Genomic DNA, 24,019 nt, shown 5'->3' with positions numbered 1-24,019 from the left:
AGAAATGTTAACGATATTTTTTTAATTTTTTCATTTCATTAACGATTTTCACGCATTTTATGGGATTATTTAAATTTAACATGCATTTTTATTTTGTAAAATCTCGAATTTATTAATAATAATTTTCGCAAAAGAATTAATTTTTCTTTTTTCGGGCATTTTTCGCATACGTTGTCGTCCCCCGGACGATTAATTGCGGCTCATACTCCACATGATATGTACTGATCGGAACCGCACCTGTATTCGTCGAATGATGTGTGGCTATCTTCTTCATTATGATATCACATGCATCTCTTCCTTTGAAAGTCACAAAATGTTCGATGGTCGTCAGATTCATGTTATGCATTCTTGCAAACAAGGTGTTGTCACACCCCATCACGGACACATCGGTCGGCACCTTTATCTTTGCTTCATGAAGTGCATCCATGATTCCAAATGCGATCATATCATTCAGTCCGACGATTGCTGTCACATCCGTCGTTTCCTTCAACAATTCTTTCGTCAGCTCATACCCGATCTTGTACTCCGAATCAATATGCGCCACATCCAGATCAATTTCTTCTTTTGCCGCTTTTATGATCACCTGGTCACGCAGTCCGACTTTCTCATATTCTTTCAGGAAGCCCTCTACCCGCTTCGAACGCTGCTTCTGCCTTGCCGTAAGCGGCGGTGCTATATATGCAACTTTCCTGTGTCCCAGTTCCAGCAGATGTTTCGCCATGACTCTTCCAAGCTTGGAATTGTCAAGTTCCACCGCATCTACATTCATCTTTTCATTCTGGTTATTGACGATCGCAACCGGTATCTGTTCTGCAATTTCTCCCACAAGTTCCATAAAGCAATGGCTCGGATTACAGGTATAGATAATTCCAAGCGGTCTTAACTGCCACATCATTTTCAGATAGCGCTCTTCCATCCTGAGATCTCTCTGCGTATTGCATACAAAAAGGCCGAAACCTTTTTCTTTCGCATGTGCCTCAATCCCCTGAAGCAGCATAACATAATACGGATTCGTCAGGTTTGGGCAGAATACAACAAGAAGCTTCTCCCGTTTTGTTCCTTTTCTCGTTTTCCGCTTCGGCGGGACATATCCCAGTTCTTTTGCCGCATTTTCCACTCTTTCCACAGTATCTTTTGCAAATGATACATCGTACTTTTTGTTCAGGATCATGGAAACTGTGGACTGTGATACCCCGGCAGCATGTGCAATATCCGTTGATGTAACCTTTTTCTTCATTTATCTCACCTCCAATGCCGACCGTCAAAACTCTGCTGAACCTGACAGCTCATTACGATTGCTTTGGCAACTGGCTGCTTTTTCAAACGCATGATAAGTAAAAAAGGGGACAGGGCTACAGCTCTGTCCTTCCTTCAAGTGCCCGTAGAAGTGTCACTTCATCGATATACTCCAGATCTCCTCCAACCGGAACACCACTTGCAATCCTGCTCACCTTAATTCCCGTCGGTTTGATCAGCTTACTGATATACATTGCTGTCGTCTCACCTTCCAGGCTTGAGTTCGTGGCAATAATCACTTCTTTCACATCTCCCTGCAGACGTTCGATCAGTTCCTTCAGTTTGATATCTTCCGGACCGATACCAAGCATCGGAGAGATTGCTCCGTGAAGCACGTGGTATACACCGTTATATTTTCCGGTCTTTTCGTATGCCGCAAGGTCTCTCGTATTCTCCACTACCATGATCGTCTGGTGATCACGATTACTGTTGCTGCAGATCGGACACAGTTCCTGATCCGTCAGTGTATAACATTCTTTGCAATATTTTATGTTCTCTCTGGCTTCCACCATTGTAGAAGCCAGTCTCTTTACATCATCAACCGGCATATGGATCAGATGAAATGCAAGTCTTGCCGCAGATTTTGCTCCGATTCCCGGAAGACATGACAGTTCCTCGATCAGTTTGCTCATCTGATTACTGTAATAATCCATAGTTTTTAACTCCCTGTAAGAATAATTCTCCCGGAACTTTCTCCTGGAATTTCTCCTAGAATAATCCCGGCATTCCGCCGCCCATGCCGCCGGTGAACTTAGACATTGCAGAAGTTGTCTCTGCGTCTACTTTCTCCAATGCTTCGTTGACTGCTGCCACAAGCAGATCTTCCAGCATCTCTACATCATCCGGATCTACAACTTCTTCATCCAGTTTTACTTTTAAGATCTTCTTGCTTCCGGAAACAGTAACTTCAACAGCACCGCCGCCTGCAGTTGCACTGAATTCTTTTGTCTCCATTTCCTTTGCCTGTTCTTCCATCTGACGCTGCATCTTCTGTGCCTGTTTCATCAGATTTGCCATATTTCCCGGCATTCCGCCGCCTGGGAATCCACCTCTTTTTGCCATGATAATATCCTCCTATTCGTCTTCTACAGTAATTTCCATATTAATCAGATTCTCCAGATCCACAAAATTATCTTCGAATCTGCGTCCCGCCTCCATCTGGCGGACGTCTATCTCTACTTTTTTGCCAATCTTCTGCTCGATCAGTGACTGGATCTCTTCTTTATGTTCCGGTGTTGCCACCGCGCTTGCGCTCAGTTCATCCGGCAGTACGATCAGAAGCCTGTTGCCTTCTCCTGCACTCAGTCTTGCTTTTTTCAGATAGGTTCTGAGCATCGGGGAAGCCTCATTGATGATCATCCGGAAATCTTTTGCCACCGCTTTCACATCTTCGTTCAATGCCTGCGGAAGTTCCGGCTTTGGCTTCGGTTCTCCCGCCTCTTTTGCATCCGATGCATATACGATGCGTTCTCTGACCGGTGCTTCCCACGCCCCCTCTTCGAGCTGCTTCTCGATCGCACGGATGCGGTCCAGTAATGCATCTTTGTTCTGATCCATCGCCGGACGGCACAATTTGATCAGTGTCACTTCCAGAAGTACCCTCTTCTGGGTCGCATATTTTAACTGGTTCGTCAGATCTGAGAAAATTCGGATGTAACGGATCAGCGTATCGCTGTCGATCATCTGTGCTTCTTCTTTTAAAAGTGCAAGATTTTCAGACGACACATCCAGTACATCTTCCATATTATCCGAACTCTTCACCAGAAGGAGATTTCGCAGATACCATGTGAAATCTGCCGCAAGCTGGGACAGTTCTCTTCCCTGCATCACCAGCTCATCGACCGTTTCGATCACCTGATGCACATCCATCGCAAGCAGCTGTCTTAAAAGCCGGCTGAACACTTCCGTATCCACCGCTCCCAGCACTTCCAGTACATGATCATATGTCAGTGTCTCATTCATATAGAATGCGGCACACTGATCCAGAAGACTTAATGAATCTCGCATGGAACCGTCCGCCATCTTCGCAATATAACGGACCGCCTTATCTTCTACGTCCCATCCTTCTTTATCAATCAGTTCCCGCAGTCTTGCTGCGATCGTTTCAATGGAAATTCTCTTAAAATCATATCGCTGACAACGGCTTAAGATCGTAATCGGGATCTTGTGTGCCTCCGTTGTCGCAAGAATAAATATAACATATTCCGGCGGTTCTTCCAATGTTTTTAACAATGCATTGAACGCACCGATCGACAGCATATGCACCTCGTCGATGATATATACTTTATATTTTCCTTCTGTCGGACGGTATGTGACTTCTTCACGGATCTCTCGGATATTATCCACACCATTATTCGATGCCGCATCGATCTCGATCACGTTCATCGATGTACCCGCTGCGATCGACTTGCACATTGCGCACTCCCCGCACGGACTTCCGTCTACCGGATGTTCGCAGTTGACTGCTTTCGCAAATATTTTTGCAACCGTCGTCTTACCGGTTCCTCTTGTCCCGCAGAACAGATATGCATGTCCGATACGGTCTGCATTGATCTGGTTCTTAAGCGTCCGGACGATCGCATCCTGTCCTTTTACATCTTCGAATTCATCCGGACGGAATTTACGGTATAATGCCGTATATGACATTCTTTACACTCCTTGTCTAAATGCAGATCCTGCTTAACCTGTGTATCTTATTCATCACCAAAGCTGATACCGATGGTTTTTGCTTCTTTAATGATCGATGCCTTTGGATCTACATATTTTAATTTTCCGGCAACTTCTGACAATGGTACACGGATAATCTCCTGATTCTTTGTTCCTACCATACATCCAAAATCACCTTCCAGAATTGCTCTCGCAGCTTCTGCACCAAGTCTTGTTGCAAGCACACGGTCATATGCACACGGAGAGCCGCCTCGCTGTGTATGTCCAGGCACAGTAATTCTTACTTCTTTATCTGTTTTTTCCTGAATCTTCTCAGCAAGTTCATATGCAACAGAAGGGTATTTCTTCTTTGCTTTTTTCTCTTTTAATTCCTTCTTTGAAAGCGCTGCATCTTCTTTTGAAATCGCACCTTCTGCAACAGCAATAATTGTGAATCTCTTTCCTGCTTTGCCGCGCTTTTCAATTGCTTCAACTACTGAATTGATGTCATATGGCATCTCCGGAAGCAGAATAATATCGGCACCGCCGGCAATTCCTGCATGAAGTGTTACCCATCCTACTTTGTGCCCCATTACTTCCACGATAAATACACGGCTGTGAGACGTTGCTGTTGTATGGATCCTGTCAATTGTATCTGTTGCAATGTCTACCGCACTCTGGAATCCGAATGTCATGTCCGTTCCCCAGAGATCGTTATCAATCGTCTTCGGAAGTGTTACCACATTAAGTCCTTCTTCTCTCAGCATATTGGCTGATTTGTGTGTTCCATTTCCCCCAAGGATTACCAGGCAGTCCAGATTCAGCTTGTGGTAAGTGTGTTTCATTGCCTCTACTTTGTCAATTCCGTCCTTATCCGGTACTCTCATTAACTTGAACGGTTGTCTGGATGTTCCCAGAATCGTTCCACCAAGTGTCAGAATCCCCGAAAAGTCTTTTGACGTAAGCATCTTAAAGTTCGAATAGATCAAACCTTTATATCCATCTTGAAATCCATAAATCTCTACATCATCTCGTTTCGAAAAAAGCCCCTTTACGACGCCTCTCATCGCTGCATTCAGTGCCTGACAGTCGCCGCCGCTTGTAAGCATTCCTATTCTTAACATATGTCTGCTCCTTTCTATGTTGCCTGTGTATAACTTTATCATTACTATGAACCATAATAGTTTATCCACATTCTGTATACAATACCAGTAAAATTATAACTTATTTTTATGGTGGAGACAATAAGGGACAAAGGATTTTTCATTTGCGGCAATCCTATTGACAAAAATTCCCCTGTCTCTTTTTCCAAAACGTGCTATAATACATGTGGAAAATTTGTTTAGAAAGCAGGTAGTATTGTGGATAAGTTAGATATAAAATTGTGGACACTTGCGTCCAAAGGCCAGATCGTTCCTGACCGTTCATTACTGAAGACACCGGAACAGATTGAAATGATCAAAAAAAGTGCAGAACTGAACACCGCAGTTCTCGACCATGTAGCAGCTCATATTCATGCAGGAATGAGCACTGCCGAAATTGACAAACTTGTATATGATTTCACAACAGAGCACGGAGGAATCCCGGCGCCTCTGAATTATGAGGGATTCCCGAAGAGCGTATGTACTTCCATCAACAACGTCATCTGCCACGGTATCCCAAGTGAAAATGAGATTCTAATCGATGGAGATATCATCAACGTAGATGTGTCTACGATTTTAAACGGATATTTCTCTGATGCATCCCGTATGTTCACGATCGGTGACGTATCACCGGAAGCCGAACGTATTGTCCGTGTTACAAAAGAATGCGTAGAGCTTGGACTTAAAGCAGCAAAACCTTGGGGACATCTTGGAGACATTGCTTATGCGATCAATTCACATGCACAGGAAAATGGATATTCTGTCGTAGAGGAGATCGGCGGCCATGGAATCGGTCTGGAATTCCACGAAGATCCATTCGTAAGTTATGTTACTCCGAAGGGCAGTGAGATGGTTCTGGTTCCTGGTATGATGTTCACGATCGAGCCGATGATCAATCAGGGTTCTCCGGAATTCTATGTAGATGAAGACAACGGATGGACCGTTTATACGGATGACGACGGTCTTTCTGCTCAGATTGAATATATGGTTCTTATTAAAGAAGATGGTGTAGAAGTTCTTACAAAATAATATAATTTTGCATTATCGAAACCAGATCTCACATTATTATGTTTGTATAAAAACGTAATAAAAGATTACCGGAAAACGCACTACATTTTCCGGTAATCTTTTTATTTTCTTTATTTCACTATTAGTCTGTTTGTATCTTCTTTACAAAATTCACTATTAGCCGGTCCATACCCATTCTACAAAATATACAGCCAGTCATGATCCTCTTCATTTCTCATTCCCAGTACAAGTGCCGAATGTGGTCCCATGTTCGCAACCACTTCTCCGTCTTCTACCAGATACTCTTCGTACTCTGTTGTATATCCATCTTTGTAAGAATATAGCAGACGTTTCATGCGGCATTTTATCGGAATCTCTGCTTCCCATACAGGAACTTTTACTTCCGCACGTTCGCTGCGGTTATTGATCACAACAATGATCCGGTCATGCCCTTTAAATCTCGCATAAGACAGGATATTTTCCTCTCCGCCAAGGATCTTCAACGAACCGGTCTTAAGTGCCGGATGCTCTTTGTGGATGCGGATTGCTTCTTTGTGGAATGCGATCAGTTCCTGATCTTCATGTCCCCACGGATAGGTTCTTCTGTTATCCGGATCTGTAAATCCACAGACACCAGCCTCATCACCATAATATACCGTCGGAGCTCCGACCCAGGTCATCTGCATAACAACCGCTTCACGCATAACCGCTTTATTCACATACTCGTTCGCAGCTTCCGGTCCCAGATGTTCCACACGGCCAACCATGTGATTCGTTCTCGTTAAGAATCTGGAATGATCATGGTTGGAAAGCTCATTCATCGCCACCTGAAGTGACGGAGTCAGCATGTTCGACATGTGATGTGCCATCGAACCGATAAAGTTATCGATGTTACCAAGGAGCTCTTCTCTCGCCTCATCACTATGCTTTTCCATTCCGGTCAGGAACCATGTAACCGGCTCCATGAACGCATCATAGTTCATAACGGTATCCCACTCATCCCCCTTAAGCCAGTCACTCGGATCGCCGTAATGTTCGGCAAGGATCAGTGCATTCGGATTTGCATCTTTCACGGCTCTTCGGAATTTCTGCCAGAACTCGTGATTGTATTCATTGCTGCGTCCCAGGTCTGCTGCCACATCCAGACGCCATCCATCTACATTATACGGCGGCGATACCCATTTCCGTCCGATATATAAGATATAATTTTCCAGTTTTACAGAATCTTCGTAATTCAGTTTCGGCAGAGTATCATGTCCCCACCAGCCATCGTAATTGCCATTATACGGCCAGTTCTCCGGTCCTTCTTTGAAGAAACGGAAGTAGCTTCTGTACGGACTGTCTGCCGATACATAAGCACCCGGTTCATAATCCTCTTCACCTTCGTAAATTCTCTCACGGTCCATCCATTTATTGAATGAACCACAGTGGTTGAACACGCCGTCCAGAATCACTTTCATTCCACGGCGATGTAATTCCTCCACCAGTTTAATGAACAACTCATTACTTGCTTCCAGGTTCTTAAATCCTGTCGTGCGTTTTTTATACTTCGTTGCCTGACTATTGTCCGTCACACCATTCGGAAGCACCTCGCCTCCGTCATCTACGATCTTTCCATAATGCGGATCGATATAATCATAATCCTGGATATCATATTTGTGGTTGGACGGTGACACAAATAACGGATTAAAATATACGACTTCTACGCCCAGGTCCTGCAGATAATCAAGCTTATCCATGACTCCCTGCAGATCCCCGCCGTAGAATTCTCTTACACCCATGTTCGCCGGATATTTATCCCAGTTCGTTACTCTCCGGGAATAATCTCCGATATAGTAATACTCATTCGTCTCTACATCATTTGACTTATCTCCGTTATAAAAGCGGTCTGTAAATATCTGATACATAACCGCTCCCTTTGCCCAGTCCGGTGTGGAAAATCCGGGTACTACAACAAAATTATAGTACTCCAGGATCTCGCGAGAGATTCCACATCGTCCATAATAATATTTTTCTGTCCCAGACTGCACTTCGAAACAATATCTGAACGGCTCTTCCCCCAGACGTGTCTCGAACGTATAATAATCAAACTCTCCCTGTGTGCATTCTTTTTCCATTACATATGTGTCAGCCGATGTCACAAGCCCTACTCTGTCTACATCATCCTTCGCCGTACGGAACCGGAATGTCACCAGTTCGCTTTCTTTCGGTTCAGGAGGATACACATATCCTTCTGTTCCATCACAAAATAAAGCCGTCTTATTCATATAACTAACACCTCTCTCATTTTTTGCTCTCGGAAAGGAGCACGCTTTCTTCTAGTCTTCTGATACATCTTCCGGGAACAGCGCTTCAAATTCTTCCCGGGAAATCTTTTCTTTTTCCAACAGAAGATCTGCGCATGCATGCAGAACATCATCATATTTTCTAATGATATGTCTTGCTCTGTCATAACATTCATCAATAATTCTCTTTACTTCCTGGTCGATCACAGTCGCCACGCCCTCTCCGTAGCCTCTTGCTGTGTGCGCCAGATCACGTCCGATGAACACCTCATTGTTGTCATCATCATAGTTAATAAGTCCGACTGCCTCTGACATACCGAACTTCGTAACCATGGATTTGGCCAGGCCCGTTGCCTGCTTGATATCCTGAGATGCACCGGTTGTAATATCATCAAATACTTCTTCTTCGGCTACACGTCCGCCAAGTGCTACCGTAATATCCTGAAGCATCTTTCCTTTTGTATTAAACATCTCATCCTTTTCCGGAAGCGGCATCGTATATCCGCCCGCACTTCCCGTCGGGATGATTGAAACACTGTATACAGGTCCCACATCCGGAAGCACATGGAACAAGATCGCATGCCCTGCTTCGTGGAATGCTGTGATTCTCTTCTCTTTTTCGGAAATAACGCGGCTCTTCTTCTCCGCACCGATTCCGACTTTGACAAATGCCTTTTTTATGTCTTCCTGTTTTAAGAATACTCTGTTATCCTTTGCAGCCAGAATTGCTGCTTCGTTCAAGAGATTTTCCAGATCAGCTCCGGTAAATCCTGCCGTTGTCTGCGCGATCTGCTGCAGATTGATCTCTTCGCTTAACGGTTTCCCCTTCGCATGTACCTTGAGGATCTCTTCACGGCCCTTAATATCCGGTCTTCCGACCATAACCTTACGGTCGAATCGTCCCGGACGTAAGATTGCAGGGTCAAGAATATCCACACGGTTTGTAGCCGCCATCACAATGATGCCTTCATTGACGCCGAATCCGTCCATCTCTACCAGCAACTGGTTCAGTGTCTGCTCACGCTCATCGTGTCCGCCGCCCATTCCGGTTCCACGGCGTCTTGCAACTGCATCGATCTCATCGATGAAAATGATACACGGTGCATTCTTCTTCGCTTCCTCGAACAAGTCTCTGACACGGGAAGCTCCGACACCAACGAACATTTCCACAAAGTCTGAACCGGAAATCGTAAAGAACGGAACTCCTGCTTCTCCGGCAACTGCTTTGGCAAGCAGCGTCTTACCGGTTCCCGGAGGGCCCACTAACAGTACACCTTTCGGGATTCTTGCTCCCACCTGGATATATTTCTTCGGAGACTTCAGGAAATCAACGATCTCCTCCAGTTCCTCTTTTTCTTCTTCCAGACCTGCCACCTGGGCAAATGTCACTTTCTTGTCACGGTCTGTGCTCAGTTTTGCACGGCTCTTTCCGAAATTCATTGCTTTCGAATTGGCCCCGCCGCCCTGACGGTTCATCAGACCAAAGATCAGGAACACTCCGACCAGTGTAAGGATAACCGGCAGAAATGTAGTTGCTGCCCAGCTGTCCTGTGGAATATCCGGCATGGTATAATCCACATTCTGCTCTTTCAGGTAATCCTGGATCTCATTTACATCGGAGACATACAGATATCTGACATTATCGGAACTGTCATCTCCCTTCAGCGTAATCTCCACGCGCCCCGTCGGAACGCTCTTGTTCTGATTCACTTCTACAGACTCGATCTTGTCGTTCTGAACCAGCTGTTGGAATTTCTTCCAGGAAATTTCTTTCTCTCGTTGATCGAACTGATTGGTAAACCACAGTGCTGCGAACAAAAATACGACAAACACGAGGAATACAACACCATTCAGCCCTCTCGCTTTCTTATTATTCAATTTTCAGGCTCCTTTCTTATGCCGCGCCTTATTTCACGCCCTCTACCACTCCGATGAATGGAAGATTTCTGTATCTCTGGGCGTAATCCAGTCCATATCCCACAACGAATTCGTCCGGGATATTGAATCCGACATAATCTACTTTTACATCTTTTACTCTTCTTTCCGGTTTATCCAGAAGCGTACAGAGCTTCATGCTCTTTGGATTTCTCTTAGATAAGATGTCCATCAGATAATATAATGTTCTTCCGGAGTCAATAATATCCTCCACGATCAGTACATTTTTTCCTTCCAGTGTCTCATCTAAGTCTTTTGCGATCTTAACAACACCGCTTGACTTCGTTCCGTCACCGTAGCTGCTGACACTCATAAAGTCCATTGATACCGGAACGGTGATTCTCTTCGCCAGTTCGCACATGAAGAATACGCCACCCTTCAATACACAGATCAGATGTACCTGCTTTCCGGCATAATCTTTGCTGATCTGTTCGCCAAGCTCTTTGATTCTCTTTGCAACATCCTCTTCAGGAACTAATACTTTTACTCTCTCTGCCATCTTCTTCTCCTCCGTTAAATTCTATTTCCAGAATTCTTCTGGTTTTATCTGTAATCTGATATGCCTGGTTCTGTCTGTATCCGATGATCCACAGGATGTGGCTGCCGTCTGCTGCCAGCCAGATCTTCTCCCTGTCTTCTCTCGGGACTTTCACATTGACAAAATACTTTTTCAGGCTCTGTGTACTGCCGTTTTTGTCAATCGTAATATAGTCTCCAGGCTGCTTATGTCTTATTTTTACAGTGCTCTTAATTATATCATAGTCAAACCATTTCGTGTAGGTTTTTTTAGGAAATACACTGGTTTGTGGTGTTCGTTCCAGTATGCGCATCTGTACCGGCGGCTTAGAATTTTCTCCGGATTTTTCTTTATCCTTCACTTTATGAAGCCAGATTCCTTCGTAACACCTTTCCCCGGTCATCTCATAAGGCAGCATAATCTTCCGTCCGGTCTGATGTTCCATCAGTTCTTCCACCAGTTTTACGTGGATCTGTTCAATATCTTTTTTGCGTCCTGCCGTTTCGCACAACAGTTCATGGATCAGAAACGTCCGGACAGTCTCATTTACACTTCGGAAACCCTCTTCCAGGATCACTACTCCATCTGCTTTATCTTGTTTGGGTTTTACGCAGTATTTTCTGCATTTTTCCACTTCCTCTTCCATAAATGCCCACACTGTCCGCATTTGCTCCATCGTATCTGCCATATGTGAAACAGCTCTTGGATTAATCTCTCGTTCCAGGTATGGGATCACATGATTTCTAAGACGATTCCTTGTATAATGGTCTTCCAGATTCGTCTCATCGGTACAATAGTCTATATTATTTTCTTTTAAATATTCTTCGATTTCCTGTCTTCTTACCCCCAGAAGCGGCCGGATATACTTTCCGTCAACCGGACTGATCCCGCCGATCCCTTTAAGACCACATCCACGGCTTAAATTCCACAGAAGTGTCTCCGCATTGTCATTCTGATGATGCGCCAGCGCAATCCTCGTTCCGTTTTTCCTGTGACAGACTTCTTCGAATATATGTCTTCTGACATTCCTTCCTGCCTCTTCGAGCGTCAGCTTCTGTTCTTTCGCATATCTTCCGACATCTTCATGAAAAGCCAGAAGTTCAACATCCAGCTTCTCACAAAGGGCTCTGACGTAATTCTCATCTGCATCCGCACTTTCTCCGCGAAGTCCGTGATGAATATGCACTACCGTCAACCCAAACCGCATTTCCTTTTGAAGTTTTACAAGCATGAAAAGAAGGCATACGGAGTCTGCACCTCCCGATACGCCTGCAATTACATGATCTTTTTCCTGCAGCATATGGTATTTTTTCACATATGCCCTCACCCGTTCATACATTCCGGTCTTCCTTTTTATCTGATTTGTTTTCATATTTTTTCGAAATATATAACTCTTTTATTTGTTTCGATATCATGATAAATATATATAATTTCTTATAGAAAGTCAACTTATCGGAAAGTCAGCTCACGCCCCACAGGCCGATCACAAGGATCGTCATATCATCCAGTGGCATTTCTCCCGAATATTTCAACACCTCACTTAGAATGCTTCTTGCAAACTCTGTCGGATTTACAATATTCGTGTTTTGAATAATATCTATCATCTGTTCTTCCTGTTCTTTTGCCGGAAGTGCATCCAGAACTCCGTCCGTCACCATGACCACATAATCCCCGGATTCCAGATCACACACTTCCCGGTCAATCTCAATATTCTGTATAACCCCGATCGGAAGTGTTGTTGATACAATTTTTTCAACTTTATCCTTCTTTTTGATAAATGTTGCGGCCGCGCCCGCCTTTACAAATTCACAGCTTCCACGATACAGATCAAACAGACATACATCCAGTGTGCAGAATTTCACTTCTTCCCTTCCGATCACCAGCGCCGTATTCATCATCTGCACCGCCGTCTCTACCGGGAATCCTGCCTCTAACAGTTCTTCTAACATTTCTACCACCATCGTACTGTCCCGGAATGCTTCTTCTCCCGATCCCATTCCATCAGAAAGCGCGATTCCTTTGCGGCCTCCCGGCAGATCTTTCATAAGAAAAGTATCCCCCGATATCTGCTCCAGTCCTTTTCCGATCCGGGCAATCCCCTGAAGCGTCTGGAATTTCGCACCTTCCACACATGCAATGGTTCCATATTCCCCTCCTATCACAAGTCGTTCTCCCTGTCTTGGGATCATGGTTCTTCCTATACATTTTCCCACCAGAAATGCGATATCTTTTGCAAGGATTACCCGTCCCTTAACCGCTTTTACCGTCAGATGTACCTCATATTTTCCCTGCTGGGTCATATAAAATACAATCGATAACATCTTTACATTCTCTTTTTTTAAGGCTGTTTTTATACGTTTTTCCAGATATTCATCCTGAAAGATCCCCGCATCCAGTTCTCTGGTTGTATACTGTATCATCTTTGCAAAGCTTGTAAGCTGTGTGGCATATCCTTCTCTTGTCTGCAGCATCCTGTGATTCCACATCAATATCTGTTTGGCATTTTCAAACACTTCCAGACTTTCCCTTAGGAAACGCGGCGCAAGCATGCATTGCCTTTTCAGTCTTTTTTTCAATTCCATATTCAGTTCTGCACCATACTCTTCTGCTGCACACATGATTTCATACATCATCTGATATGTTTTCTCCCGCCTCTCGCCGAGACACACTTCTTTTCGCTCACAACCGGCACAGACATTCCCCGTTACTTTGTCAAACATTTCATCAATTTCTTCTTTGGACAATGTTCCTTTATAATGTTCCATATTTAAAAATGTTTTTGATAGATGCTGCAGAGACTCCGCAAATTTGTCCATCTGCACCACATATGGATTCACAAATATTTCCTGTTCTTTTATCCGTGCCACTTTATTGCTCCCCTTTCGACCTTTTCTTTTTATTTCCCCGATAAACAGAAAAAAGCTTCAGGAATCTCTTCCTGAAGCTTATCATTTGTTCCGAGTACTCTTATTTTGCTTTGAAAATTATCTCATTATTATGTACCAGACCCAGCTTTTCTTTCGCCACGTCTTCTACGTATTTGTCTGTTCCGACATATTTATCTAATTCTTTGATCTCTTTTGACCGGTCTTTTTCTGCCTGGATCTGCTCTTTCAGTTCTGTCTCCTGCGCCTGATATTCTCTGTTCTTCGCCTTTAACGTCATACTGTTCGCAGACACCATAACTGTCAGCAAAAGAACAACAGCACTAATCGCCAGCACACTTCTCTTATGATCCTGAGAACGCCTGCACTGCCGTCTTCTGCGGTTTCTCTGTTTTACATCTTTCATCTTATTTTACTCACCCTTGTTTGACATCTCTGTCATTCCACTCACCTGTTAATTGCCTTTATTCTATCTTTTTTTCCGGCCTTTTTCAAGTGTTTCAGCCAAAAACCCGCTTCCCGGACATACAATTTTTCGATACCACTTCCTGACAGCCACTAGGAAAACCGACATAGCTGATGCTCCAAGCCCAATACCTAGTACAAAATACCACCTTACACTACCACTACTTGTGTAGTAAATCTGCACAAACAAAAAAATTGCGGTTCCGACCCAGTATGCCAGATCTTCCAGCTCAACGATCCAGTGCGTATGATGTATCACATTTCGCAGACAGCTTATGCAGCGGTATACAAGACGTACAATTGCTCCGGACAATATTGCAGAAAGAAATATAAATAATTCTTTTGTTATTCCCATCTCATATTTCCATCCCGTTTCATAAATTTCACCGGATTTCTCTCCGCTTTTTCAGCGAAACAATTTTCCAAACAGACTTTCCGCCTGTTTTCCGGGAGACTGTATATCCGAATAAGAGATACTTTCAATGTTGCCGGACAGATCAATCTCTCCCTTTTCCAGATTCACCCGGTTTACATGCAGATCCGTGCCCTTTACCATGAGCATTCCCTGCTCCGTCTCCAACAATATCTCATTCAGATTAAAAGACAGGACATCCAACACTCCGGTCACCAGTCCGGTTTTCCGGTTATTTAATACCAGTTTATGGCTTTTTTGTACTGCTGTGGTCTCCAAAACTATCACAACCTTTCTTACTAATCATATGAACAGAAATCACAAATTATGACTTTTCATATGATCACTTAAGAAAGGTTGTGCTGATCTGCTGATTTTTCGCAGGCTCTTTATTTATTTTATAAATATTTGAACAGGTCTCCTGCCTCTTCTTTTTTTGTCGTATCCTTGATATCAAGTACTTCTACTTTTACGGTTCTTGTTCCAAACTGGATTTCTATGATATCTCCCGGTTTTACCTTTACCGATGCCTTGGCCGGCTTGTCATTCACCAGTACACGACCGGCATCGCAGGCTTCGTTAGCTACGGTCCGGCGTTTGATCAGTCTGGAAACTTTTAAAAATTTATCTAATCTCATATCTTTATTCTCCTGCATACTTTGGTATCTACAGTGCCTGTAGGTTGCAGCTTCTTTCGAACGCATAACGATTGAAAAACCGGAGGGCATCAAGATACTCTCCGGCATAAAATACATTTATAAATATTACAATTCAGACTACTCGTTGATAGCATCCTTTAATGCTTTACCAGCTTTGAATTTTGGTGCTTTACATGCAGCAATCTTCATAGTCTCGCCTGTCTGAGGATTTCTTCCTTCTCTTTCAGCTCTCATGCTTACTTCGAAAGTACCAAATCCAACAACCTGTACTTTATGTTCTTTCTTTAATTCTTCTGTAACAACATCGATAAAAGCTTTTAAAGCTTTTTCAGAGTCTTTCTTTGATAATTCTGCCTGGTCAGCAATTGCTGCGATCAGTTCTGTCTTATTCATGGATTGTTCCTCCTCTTATTTACATTTAGAATTCACGATTTCAATTCTTTTTATACAAAGTCAACGTCCATACCCGTCATATGGCATGCCTTTATGTACTGTTATACCTGTTTTCACTGTGAATGTCAAGGTAAATCCCCCGTTTCCCCTGTATTTTCAAGCTTTTTCGCTATTTTACCATACCTTTAAAGTTCAAATCCAAATACTTCTTTTAAAAACATTTTTTTCTCTTCTGTCTGCCTTATCGCAGTCTGAAGCTTTTCTATGTTTTTTACCGATATCCATGCTTTATTTGTACAATAATACGAATTGGCCGTTTTCCAGAATTTTTCCGGATAGATCAGACGGATCTTCAGATATTCCATTTCGCCCTCCGTAAGCGGATGTATTGCCGAATAGGCATTCAGCATGCCATCACCCAGGCGGATCTTCCATCCACTTTTTTCCAGAACCTTCCTGAGGAAATAATACAGATCTTCCACCTGAATGTCCCTGCGGAATTTTTCAAAATTGGTTGTGGCGATTCCTTCTTTTGTCATAATGATATTATGATAATTATACTCTCCATGTATCATACCGGACTTCTTCATCTCTTCGGCATACAGTTTCTCATAATCCGACCGCTCCAGTTCTTCCACTGCTGCCTCTGCCCATTGATACATCTGATCAAACTGTTTCAAAAAGGCAAATTCAAACTCACCCTTGGGAACAACTTTTCTTGTAAACTGCCGGACCTTTTTCAATTCACGATTATGCCGTCTGTATTTTTCATCTGTTTTGGTTCCTTCCGGTATCCCATGTTCCAGTTCATAACGCATAATGATATGTAGTTTTGCCAGATTTCCCGCCGCTTCAAATATTTCCCTTGTCTTCTTAATGTCGCATTCACGTCCGGCAAAACATTTCTTTAATATGTACCGGTCTCCGTTATCCAATGCAGATATATATTCGCCGTTACGGTTCGTGACCACATAATCGATCCTATGATACCCCTGCTCATAAAGCCGTGTATAAAGTTCACATAACGCAGGGATTCTCTTCTCAGATGTTGTAATCTCCTTTAAAAGGAATAATCCCTTATTTGTTTCGCATAAAACAGCACCCCTGACTTTGCGGGTGCTGCTTACTTCTATATCATATTGTTCCAGTATTTTTTGTTCAAATTCCTGCATTTATATTCCCCGCGCTTTACACTTGATATTCTTTTTAAATGTATGTGGGAAATATAAAAAATATTCACTGCTGTTATACTTCTTTATCCGGGAAACTATATTTCAGCAGGATCTCTTTGGTGTTCATTTCCGGATTCTCGATCACAAGGTTCAATAATTCGTTTAACTTTTCCCCTATCTCTTTTCCCGGCTTCATTCCCGCCCGGATCAGATCTCTACCTGTCACAGCTAATTCTTTTAATGAAACACACTGGCCTTTTTCTATAATCTCTGCATATGTCTGTTCTACTTCATCGAGGTTTTTTAATTTTTCTGCTCTCTGGTACTCACTTTGTGCCAGAACATCTGCTCTCCTTACTTCCATATAGTATGGGAAAATGTCTTCGCCGATCTTATTCATTGCCCTTCTGACATTTTTCGGCACGGCCGGCATGCGGTAATCATGATTCAGCACAAGTCTTGTAACCTTATGCAGCGTATCATTATCGAACTTTAATCTCCGAAGCACTTCTTTGGCAATCCGCTCGCTTCCTAATGCATGCATTTTAAAATGCGCCACACCGTCTTCATCCATCGTCTTGTATTCCGGTTTACCTGTATCATGCAGTAACATTGTTAATCTTAAGATCTTATCATTGCGGACATTCATCATCGCATGAATGGTATGTTCCCCGACTGTGTACATATGATGCAGTGTTTCCTGCTTTGTCTCCATCATACGGTCAAATTCCGGCAAAAATACCTTCGTAATCCCAAGTTCATAAGCAGTTCTTATAAGCTCCGGCCGGTCAGATGTCAGCATCTTCACCAGTTCTACCTGTATCCTCTCCGCACTGATATTTTCCAGTGTCGGCGCAAGAAGCTTCATTCCTTCTTTCGTCTCCTCATCAATCTCAAATCCAAGCTGTGCCGCAAATCTGACGCCTCTTAAAATCCGGAGCGCATCTTCCGAGAAACGTTCCCTGGCATTTCCCACACAGCGGATCATATGCTTTTCCAGATCCTGCATTCCTCCAAAGATATCTACGATCCCATCCTTGTCATTGTATGCCATAGCATTGATCGTAAAGTCTCGTCTGAGCAGGTCTTCTTTCAGATTTCTTGTAAATGTGACTTCTTTCGGATGTCTGCTGTCTTCGTATTTTCCATCGATTCTGTACGTCGTAACTTCGTATCCCTCATGATTCAAAAGTACGGTTATCGTTCCATGCTCAATTCCCGTATCAAATGTTTTGTCAAATAATGCCTTTGTCTCTTCCGGCATTGCTGATGTTGTAATATCCCAGTCGCCCGGTTCTCTGCCAAGGATGGAATCTCTGACACATCCCCCGACTGCGTATGCTTCAAATCCATGCAACTGTAAGGTATGAATGATAAACTGTACATCATCCGGTAATTTTATATTATAGTTATTCACAAATATTTCCTCCGTTTATCCACGTTATCAACATTCTATATCATACCATATTTTTGCCGGTGGCTGTTGATAAAAAATGGACGGTAGATTCCTAAAATCCACCATCCATTACTTATAATCTCTTTATTCTTAGTATGATTTTCCCCAGTAAGCCATGTGTTTCGCAGGTTTTCCGCAATAGATACATTTATCGGAAATAAACTCTTCATCTTCGATCAGACATCTTGTTGCAGCTCCGCCTGTCTGATATTTTACTTCGCCCTCACATTCCGGATCTCCACACCAGCATGCTTTTACAAATCCACGGTTGGCTTTGAACTTCTCAACCATTTCATCCATTGTAGTAGCTGTATCAATGTGGCTGTTCAGGAATTCTTCTGCTCTGTTGTACATATCCTGCTGCTCCTGCTCTAAGATCTCGCGCAGTTTTACTGCGATCTCATCGAGAGATACAACGATCTTTTCACGGTTATCACGACGTACAACAACAACCTGGTTCTTCTCGATATCCTTTGGCCCGATCTCGATACGTGTTGGGATACCAAGGATCTCCTGCTCAGAGAATTTCCATCCTGTACTCTTATCAGAGTCATCGATCTTCACTCTGTATCCTGCTTTTTTCAGTTCGTCAAGCAGTGCATAAGATCTGTCAAGCACGCCTTCTTTGTGCTGGGCGATTGGGATGATTCTACATTCAACCGGTGCTACGTGTGGTGGCAATACCAGTCCGTCATCGTCACCGTGAACCATGATCAGGGCTCCGATACTTCTTGTTGACCATCCCCATGATGTCTCATACGCACTGTGCAGTTCGTTGTTCTTATCTACATATTTGATTCCGAATGCATCCGGGAATCCGTTTCCGAAGAAATGGCTTGTCGCAGACTGAAGTGCTTTTCCGTCATGCATCAGTGCTTCGATCGTGTATGTGTCTTCTGCTCCGGCGAATTTCTCGTGTTCTGCCTTTCTTCCTGCTACGAATGGGATAGCCATTGTCTCTTTATAGCAATCCTTATAAACTTCCCACATCTGGATTGTTCTTTCTTCTGCTTCTTCATATGTTGCATGAAGTGTGTGACCTTCCTGCCATAAGAATTCTCTTGAACGAAGGAATGGTCTTGTTGTCTTCTCCCAACGGAGAACGGAGTTCCACTGGTTCCATACCTTTGGAAGATCTCTGTATGATTTTACAGTCTTTGCCCAGAGGTCACAGAACAATGTCTCTGATGTAGGGCGTACGCATAATCTTTCCTGCAGTCTTTCCATTCCACCGTGTGTTACCCATGCAACTTCCGGTGCGAATCCTTCTACGTGATCAGCTTCTTTTTCCAGAAGTGACTCCGGAATCAGTACTGGCAGGTATACATTCTCAACTCCTGTTTCTTTGAAACGTCTGTCAAGATCTGCCTGGATCAGTTCCCAGATCGCATAACCGTTCGGTAAGTAGTTCATGCATCCTTTTACGCTTGAATAATCACAAAGATTTGCTTCACGTACAACGTCTGTGTACCACTGTGCGAAATCTTCGTCACGAGATGTAATGTTTTTGACTAATTTTTCCTTTGCCATGTTTCTCTTCTCCTTTTCAATTTTGGTGGAATCCTTATTCCACGTTATTTTTTTGCCGGGAGTTCCGCAACCTGGCAATTGCTTCTGTATGCGAATGTCTCTTTTAAATGCATCGCACAAAAAACGCCGGGCCTTTCGACTCCCCGAAAAAGGGACCGAAAAGCTCGGCGGTACCACCCTAGTTAACTGCGACCCTTTCGCAGCTCTCTTCATTGGCCGTTAACGCCGGCTGACACGCTGCACTTTCATGCAGTGGCTCCAGGACCGGTTCCATGTGATGAACAGCAGATATCTCACACCATATGATATCCTCTCTGCGGCTGGATTCTCATGTACTAATTCCCTTCATCGCCATAAAATTTTTTTTGAATTGTCAATTATTTTAATCCATGAAATATGTTTTGTCAAGATATTATCTCTATCCCTGCTTCCGCCAATGTCTGCTTGCAGTTTTTTCCCCTCCATGATTTAATAAGTATATCATTTGTCTTAACAAAGGAGAAGTATATGGCTACTTTAAATATATTATATGAAGACCCACACATCCTCGTCTGTGTCAAACCACATGGCATAGCAACCCAGAGCAAAAGCATCCGTTACCCGGACATGGTCAGCCTGATCAAGAATCATCTGGCGAAAGCTTCCGGCACTTCCGGAAAATCCGGTGCACCAAAATCCATTGGTTCCAGAACCCCAGGCTCTGCTGAGCCTTACCTTGCCGTCATCCACAGACTCGACCAGCCCGTTGCCGGAATCCTTGTCTTTGCCAAGACTCCGGCTGCTGCAAAAGATCTGAATAAGCAGTTACAGAATCAGGGTTTCGAGAAATATTACCGCGCGCTTGTCACCAATGCGCCTTCCGAGAAAGAAGGAACACTCGAGGATTATATGGTCAAAGATGCCCGGACGAACACTTCCCGAATCTGTTCTGCAAAGGAAAACGGAGCGAAGATTGCACGGCTGCATTATGATACGGTTCCTGACCATAGCCGGTTGTTTTCAACTGTTTCCGGCAGCTCTTCCTCTGTTGATATCTCTCTGTCTTCGCAAAGTCAGGAATGTCACGAGACCGAACTTGAGATTCATCTGGACACCGGACGTCATCACCAGATCCGTGTGCAGCTTGCCTCCATTGGATGCCCGATCGTCGGAGATACAAAATATAACCCGGAGCTTACCGGCAATAAAGGATGGCAGACAATCCGATTGTGTGCTTATAAGCTCGATTTCAAACATCCGGTCACACACAAGGCGATGCATTTTCAATTAGAGGCCGATCCGGCATAATTCAGTTATCCTGAAAAGAGGAGCGGGAAATTCCCACTCCTCTTTTTCGCCGATACATATGCCCTCTATGCTTCTGCTACATCCTCAGTCAGAGCTTCTTCATATTTCTCAAGGATAATATTCTGAATGCGCTCTCTTGTTCCTGAGTTGATTGGATGCGCAATATCTCTATACTCTCCATCCAATGCTTTCTTGCTTGGCATTGCGATAAAGAGTCCTTTTTCTCCTTCAATCACCTTAATATCGTGTACCACAAATTCCTCATCCATGGTAATGGAAACGACAGCTTTCAGCTTGCCCTCCTTTGCTACTTTACGTACTCGTACATCTGTAATCTGCATGTTGTTCTAGCCCCTTTCTTCTAGCCTTTGCACTGCTTTTTCTTAAAGTGCATACCTCTCATTTTTTTCTACGACTACCTTCACACCATTTTCACCAACATAGCGTGTGTTTGCCCGGATCGTATCCCTGCTTTCTACAATACAGTTCTCAATATATGCATTGTCTCCGAGATAGACATCATTAAGAATAATGGAATTCTTAATGACACAGTTGTTCCCCACGAATGTCTTCTTGAAAAGAATCGAATTCTCGACTGTACCATTAATGATACTTCCACTCGCCACAAGGCTGTTCTTAACCATAGATCCCGGGTTGTATTTTGCCGGCGGCAAGTCGCTGACCTTGGAATAAATACCCGGCTGTGTCCGGAAGAAATACTCACGTACTTCCGGTTTCAGGAAATCCATATTCGTCTGATAATATGCATCCACTGTTGAAATGTTGCTCCAGTAATCTTTTATTTTATAACCGTAGATTTTCTTCAGATTCTTATATCTGATAAGAATATCGGTCACAAAATCATGTCTGTCATCTTCTGCGCAATGTTCGATCAGATCGATCAGCTGGCGTCTTCTGATTACATAGATACCTGTCGATACAATCTGCGACTGTGCCACCATCGGCTTTTCCTCGAACTCTTCAATACGCATCGAATCATTCATCTTGATCGTTCCGAAACGGCTTGCATCTTCGTTCGGACCAAGTTCTTTGCATACCACTGTAATATCCGCTTTCTTTGCAATGTGATATTCCAGTACTTTGTTATAATCCATCTTATATACAGCATCACCGGATGTAATGATTACATAAGGTTCGTGACATCTCTTTAAGAAATCCAGATTCTGATAAATTGCGTCTGCTGTTCCGCGGTACCAGTATCCGTTCTCCGCGGTGATCGTCGGGGTAAATACATATAATCCCCCCTGCTTTCTTCCGAAATCCCACCATTTTGAAGAATTCAGATGTTCATTCAACGAACGGGCATTGTACTGTGTCAGAACTGCCACCTTCTGAATATGAGAGTTTGACATATTACTGAGTGCAAAGTCAATCGCTCTGTAACTTCCGGCGATCGGCATTGCTGCCACTGCTCTTTTATGTGTCAGTTCACGCATCTTATTGCTGTTACCACCTGCTAAAATAATTCCTACTGCTCTCATGCTCGTTCACCTGCCTTTATCAATGTTTCTCCACTTTCCAGTACTCCATTCGGGTAATCTTCTTTGGATGTTACTCCACTGATAGCAGTGTTCTTTCCAATCTGCACCCCATCCGGTATTACAGATTTTTCACCCACGGCAACCAGGCCAAATGAATAAATTGCCGGTTTTAATTTGTTCGGTATATCACTTCCGATGCCAAATGTAGTATTATCCCCAACCAGGCAATTTTCTGCAACGATTGCCTTGTCCATGACACAATTCTTACCAACCCTGGTATCTTTCATGATAATAGAATCCCTGATCACGGATCCTTCTCCTATAACAACTCCGGATCCGATAATACTGTTATGTACTTCACCATATACTTCCGCACCGTTACAGATAATACTTCTCTCAATCACTGACTGTGCCGAAATATACTGTGGCGGCAGAATCTCACTGTTGGTATATATCTTCCAGAATTCTTCATATAAATTGAACTCCGGTATGATATCGATCAGTTCCATATTGGCTTCCCAGTAAGATCCCAGTGTTCCGACATCTTTCCAGTAACCGTTATATTCATATGCGAACAATCTCTCGCCTTTATTGTGACAATATGGAATGATATGCTTTCCGAAGTCACAACCAGGCTCGTCCTTCAATGTCTCCAACGCTTCCTTCAGGACTTTCCATGAGAATATATAAATTCCCATAGATGCCAGATTACTCTTTGGTTCCGCAGGTTTTTCCTGGAATTCCTGAATTCTTCCATCTTCATCTGCGATAACAATACCGAAACGGCTTGCCTCTTCCATCGGCACCGGCATTGCCGCAATCGTCACGTCTGCGTTATTCGCCTTATGATAATCCAGCATTACTTCATAGTCCATTTTATAAATGTGATCCCCTGATAAGATCAGTACATAATCCGGATCAAACTGCTCCATATAATCCAGATTCTGATAAATTGCGTTCGCAGTTCCGGAATACCATTCACTGCTTCCGCTTCTCTCATATGGTGGAAGAACCGTTACTCCTCCGTAATTCCTGTCAAGATCCCAGGGAATACCAATTCCTATATGCGCATTCAATCTCAATGGCTGATACTGGGTCAATACACCCACCGTATCAATTCCTGAATTAATGCAGTTGCTGAGTGGAAAGTCAATAATGCGATATTTACCTCCAAATGCAACGGCAGGTTTTGCAACTTTTGCTGTGAGGACTCCAAGTCTGCTGCCCTGTCCTCCTGCCAGCAGCATTGCTATCATTTCCTTCTTTCTCATGTCATCACCCCTTCTCAGTAGTCTTACTTTTTTTATTATACCATACTTCTTCTTACGTAGCTAACAATTTTTACAGTTTTTTTTCGATTTTCGCAAACTTTTTGTTAAATTATTACAAAAACTTACGACTTGGATTTTTTTTGATATATGTTTATAAT

Annotated in this window: 23 protein-coding genes and 1 other annotated feature; of the genes, 2 read left to right on the top strand and 21 right to left on the bottom strand. The window is 43.3% G+C overall.

Features of this window, described 5'->3' with window-relative positions; translation table 11 throughout:
* Positions 1-136: 136 nt before the first annotated feature.
* The 5 genes from NCY30_RS12265 to NCY30_RS12245 all read right to left on the bottom strand — a co-directional run bounded on the left by NCY30_RS12265 (position 137) and on the right by NCY30_RS12245 (position 5,066).
* Positions 137-1,237 (bottom strand): LacI family DNA-binding transcriptional regulator, encoded by a 1,101-nt coding sequence (locus NCY30_RS12265; protein ID WP_006427475.1) that lies wholly within the window; start codon positions 1,235-1,237, stop codon positions 137-139.
* 115 nt (positions 1,238-1,352) lie between these two features.
* Positions 1,353-1,949 (bottom strand): recombination mediator RecR, encoded by a 597-nt coding sequence (recR, locus tag NCY30_RS12260; RefSeq protein ID WP_006427476.1) that lies wholly within the window; start codon positions 1,947-1,949, stop codon positions 1,353-1,355.
* A 55-nt stretch (positions 1,950-2,004) separates the two neighbouring features.
* Positions 2,005-2,358: a YbaB/EbfC family nucleoid-associated protein gene (locus tag NCY30_RS12255; RefSeq protein ID WP_006427477.1), complete on the bottom strand. Its 354-nt coding sequence runs from the start codon at positions 2,356-2,358 to the stop codon at positions 2,005-2,007.
* A gap of 12 nt (positions 2,359-2,370) precedes the next feature.
* Positions 2,371-3,942 (bottom strand): DNA polymerase III subunit gamma/tau, encoded by a 1,572-nt coding sequence (dnaX, locus tag NCY30_RS12250; RefSeq protein ID WP_006427478.1) that lies wholly within the window; start codon positions 3,940-3,942, stop codon positions 2,371-2,373.
* A gap of 47 nt (positions 3,943-3,989) precedes the next feature.
* Positions 3,990-5,066: a 6-phosphofructokinase gene (locus tag NCY30_RS12245; RefSeq protein ID WP_022415311.1), complete on the bottom strand. Its 1,077-nt coding sequence runs from the start codon at positions 5,064-5,066 to the stop codon at positions 3,990-3,992.
* A 237-nt stretch (positions 5,067-5,303) separates the two neighbouring features.
* On the opposite strand from NCY30_RS12245, the gene map reads away from it, so the two are divergent.
* Positions 5,304-6,113, top strand: coding sequence for a type I methionyl aminopeptidase (map, locus tag NCY30_RS12240; RefSeq protein ID WP_173733477.1), 810 nt, complete (start codon positions 5,304-5,306; stop codon positions 6,111-6,113).
* Positions 6,114-6,289: 176 nt separating this feature from the next.
* Here map and NCY30_RS12235 read toward each other — a convergent pair whose 3' ends face one another.
* From NCY30_RS12235 to proS, 13 genes are all read right to left on the bottom strand, one after another.
* Entirely contained in the window at positions 6,290-8,359 is a 2,070-nt protein-coding gene (locus NCY30_RS12235) for a glycoside hydrolase family 13 protein (RefSeq protein ID WP_173733478.1), read from the bottom strand.
* 51 nt (positions 8,360-8,410) lie between these two features.
* Entirely contained in the window at positions 8,411-10,255 is a 1,845-nt protein-coding gene (gene ftsH / locus NCY30_RS12230; protein ID WP_044919983.1) for an ATP-dependent zinc metalloprotease FtsH, read from the bottom strand.
* A gap of 28 nt (positions 10,256-10,283) precedes the next feature.
* Positions 10,284-10,811, bottom strand: coding sequence for a hypoxanthine phosphoribosyltransferase (gene hpt / locus NCY30_RS12225; RefSeq protein WP_237999007.1), 528 nt, complete (start codon positions 10,809-10,811; stop codon positions 10,284-10,286).
* On the bottom strand, positions 10,780-12,168 hold the full coding sequence (tilS, locus tag NCY30_RS12220; protein ID WP_237999006.1) for a tRNA lysidine(34) synthetase TilS: 1,389 nt from the start codon (positions 12,166-12,168) through the stop codon (positions 10,780-10,782). Before tilS ends, hpt begins: the two co-directional genes overlap by 32 nt.
* Positions 12,169-12,289: 121 nt before the next feature.
* Positions 12,290-13,696, bottom strand: coding sequence for a SpoIIE family protein phosphatase (locus tag NCY30_RS12215; RefSeq protein WP_022415305.1), 1,407 nt, complete (start codon positions 13,694-13,696; stop codon positions 12,290-12,292).
* A 100-nt stretch (positions 13,697-13,796) separates the two neighbouring features.
* Complete coding sequence (locus NCY30_RS12210; RefSeq protein ID WP_006427488.1) at positions 13,797-14,120, bottom strand: septum formation initiator family protein; 324 nt, start codon at positions 14,118-14,120, stop codon at positions 13,797-13,799.
* 63 nt (positions 14,121-14,183) lie between these two features.
* Positions 14,184-14,534 (bottom strand): spore cortex biosynthesis protein YabQ, encoded by a 351-nt coding sequence (gene yabQ, locus NCY30_RS12205; RefSeq protein WP_022415304.1) that lies wholly within the window; start codon positions 14,532-14,534, stop codon positions 14,184-14,186.
* 51 nt (positions 14,535-14,585) lie between these two features.
* Positions 14,586-14,870 (bottom strand): sporulation protein YabP, encoded by a 285-nt coding sequence (gene yabP / locus NCY30_RS12200; RefSeq protein ID WP_022415303.1) that lies wholly within the window; start codon positions 14,868-14,870, stop codon positions 14,586-14,588.
* Positions 14,871-14,989: 119 nt separating this feature from the next.
* Entirely contained in the window at positions 14,990-15,229 is a 240-nt protein-coding gene (locus tag NCY30_RS12195; RefSeq protein WP_044919987.1) for an RNA-binding S4 domain-containing protein, read from the bottom strand.
* A gap of 138 nt (positions 15,230-15,367) precedes the next feature.
* Positions 15,368-15,643: an HU family DNA-binding protein gene (locus NCY30_RS12190; RefSeq protein WP_006427493.1), complete on the bottom strand. Its 276-nt coding sequence runs from the start codon at positions 15,641-15,643 to the stop codon at positions 15,368-15,370.
* Positions 15,644-15,828: 185 nt separating this feature from the next.
* Positions 15,829-16,815, bottom strand: coding sequence for a CotS family spore coat protein (locus NCY30_RS12185; protein ID WP_006427494.1), 987 nt, complete (start codon positions 16,813-16,815; stop codon positions 15,829-15,831).
* Between the two features lie 73 nt (positions 16,816-16,888).
* Positions 16,889-18,232: a CCA tRNA nucleotidyltransferase gene (locus NCY30_RS12180; RefSeq protein ID WP_022415301.1), complete on the bottom strand. Its 1,344-nt coding sequence runs from the start codon at positions 18,230-18,232 to the stop codon at positions 16,889-16,891.
* A 129-nt stretch (positions 18,233-18,361) separates the two neighbouring features.
* Positions 18,362-19,801: a proline--tRNA ligase gene (gene proS / locus NCY30_RS12175; protein ID WP_006427496.1), complete on the bottom strand. Its 1,440-nt coding sequence runs from the start codon at positions 19,799-19,801 to the stop codon at positions 18,362-18,364.
* Between the two features lie 147 nt (positions 19,802-19,948).
* Positions 19,949-20,159: a binding site (T-box leader), on the bottom strand.
* A 149-nt stretch (positions 20,160-20,308) separates the two neighbouring features.
* On the opposite strand from proS, the gene NCY30_RS12170 reads away from it, so the two are divergent.
* Positions 20,309-21,088, top strand: coding sequence for an RluA family pseudouridine synthase (locus tag NCY30_RS12170; protein ID WP_022415300.1), 780 nt, complete (start codon positions 20,309-20,311; stop codon positions 21,086-21,088).
* A 65-nt stretch (positions 21,089-21,153) separates the two neighbouring features.
* Here NCY30_RS12170 and spoVG read toward each other — a convergent pair whose 3' ends face one another.
* From spoVG to NCY30_RS12155, 3 genes are read right to left on the bottom strand one after another with little or no spacing between them, the layout of a single operon-like run.
* The gene (gene spoVG / locus NCY30_RS12165) at positions 21,154-21,429 is read right to left on the bottom strand and encodes a septation regulator SpoVG (protein ID WP_006427499.1); all 276 of its coding nucleotides are present in this window, start codon (positions 21,427-21,429) and stop codon (positions 21,154-21,156) included.
* A gap of 42 nt (positions 21,430-21,471) precedes the next feature.
* Positions 21,472-22,590 (bottom strand): glucose-1-phosphate adenylyltransferase subunit GlgD, encoded by a 1,119-nt coding sequence (gene glgD, locus NCY30_RS12160; RefSeq protein ID WP_006427500.1) that lies wholly within the window; start codon positions 22,588-22,590, stop codon positions 21,472-21,474.
* On the bottom strand, positions 22,587-23,861 hold the full coding sequence (locus NCY30_RS12155) for a glucose-1-phosphate adenylyltransferase (protein ID WP_022415299.1): 1,275 nt from the start codon (positions 23,859-23,861) through the stop codon (positions 22,587-22,589). Before NCY30_RS12155 ends, glgD begins: the two co-directional genes overlap by 4 nt.
* Between the last annotated feature and the right edge of the window lie 158 nt (positions 23,862-24,019).

The sequence above is a fragment of the Dorea sp. MB18-49 genome (assembly GCF_023669465.1).
In the GTDB taxonomy this organism is placed as follows: domain Bacteria; phylum Bacillota; class Clostridia; order Lachnospirales; family Lachnospiraceae; genus Dorea_A; species Dorea_A longicatena.
Note: the sequence above shows the minus strand (reverse complement) of the source record. Positions and strands in the feature narration are given on the sequence as shown.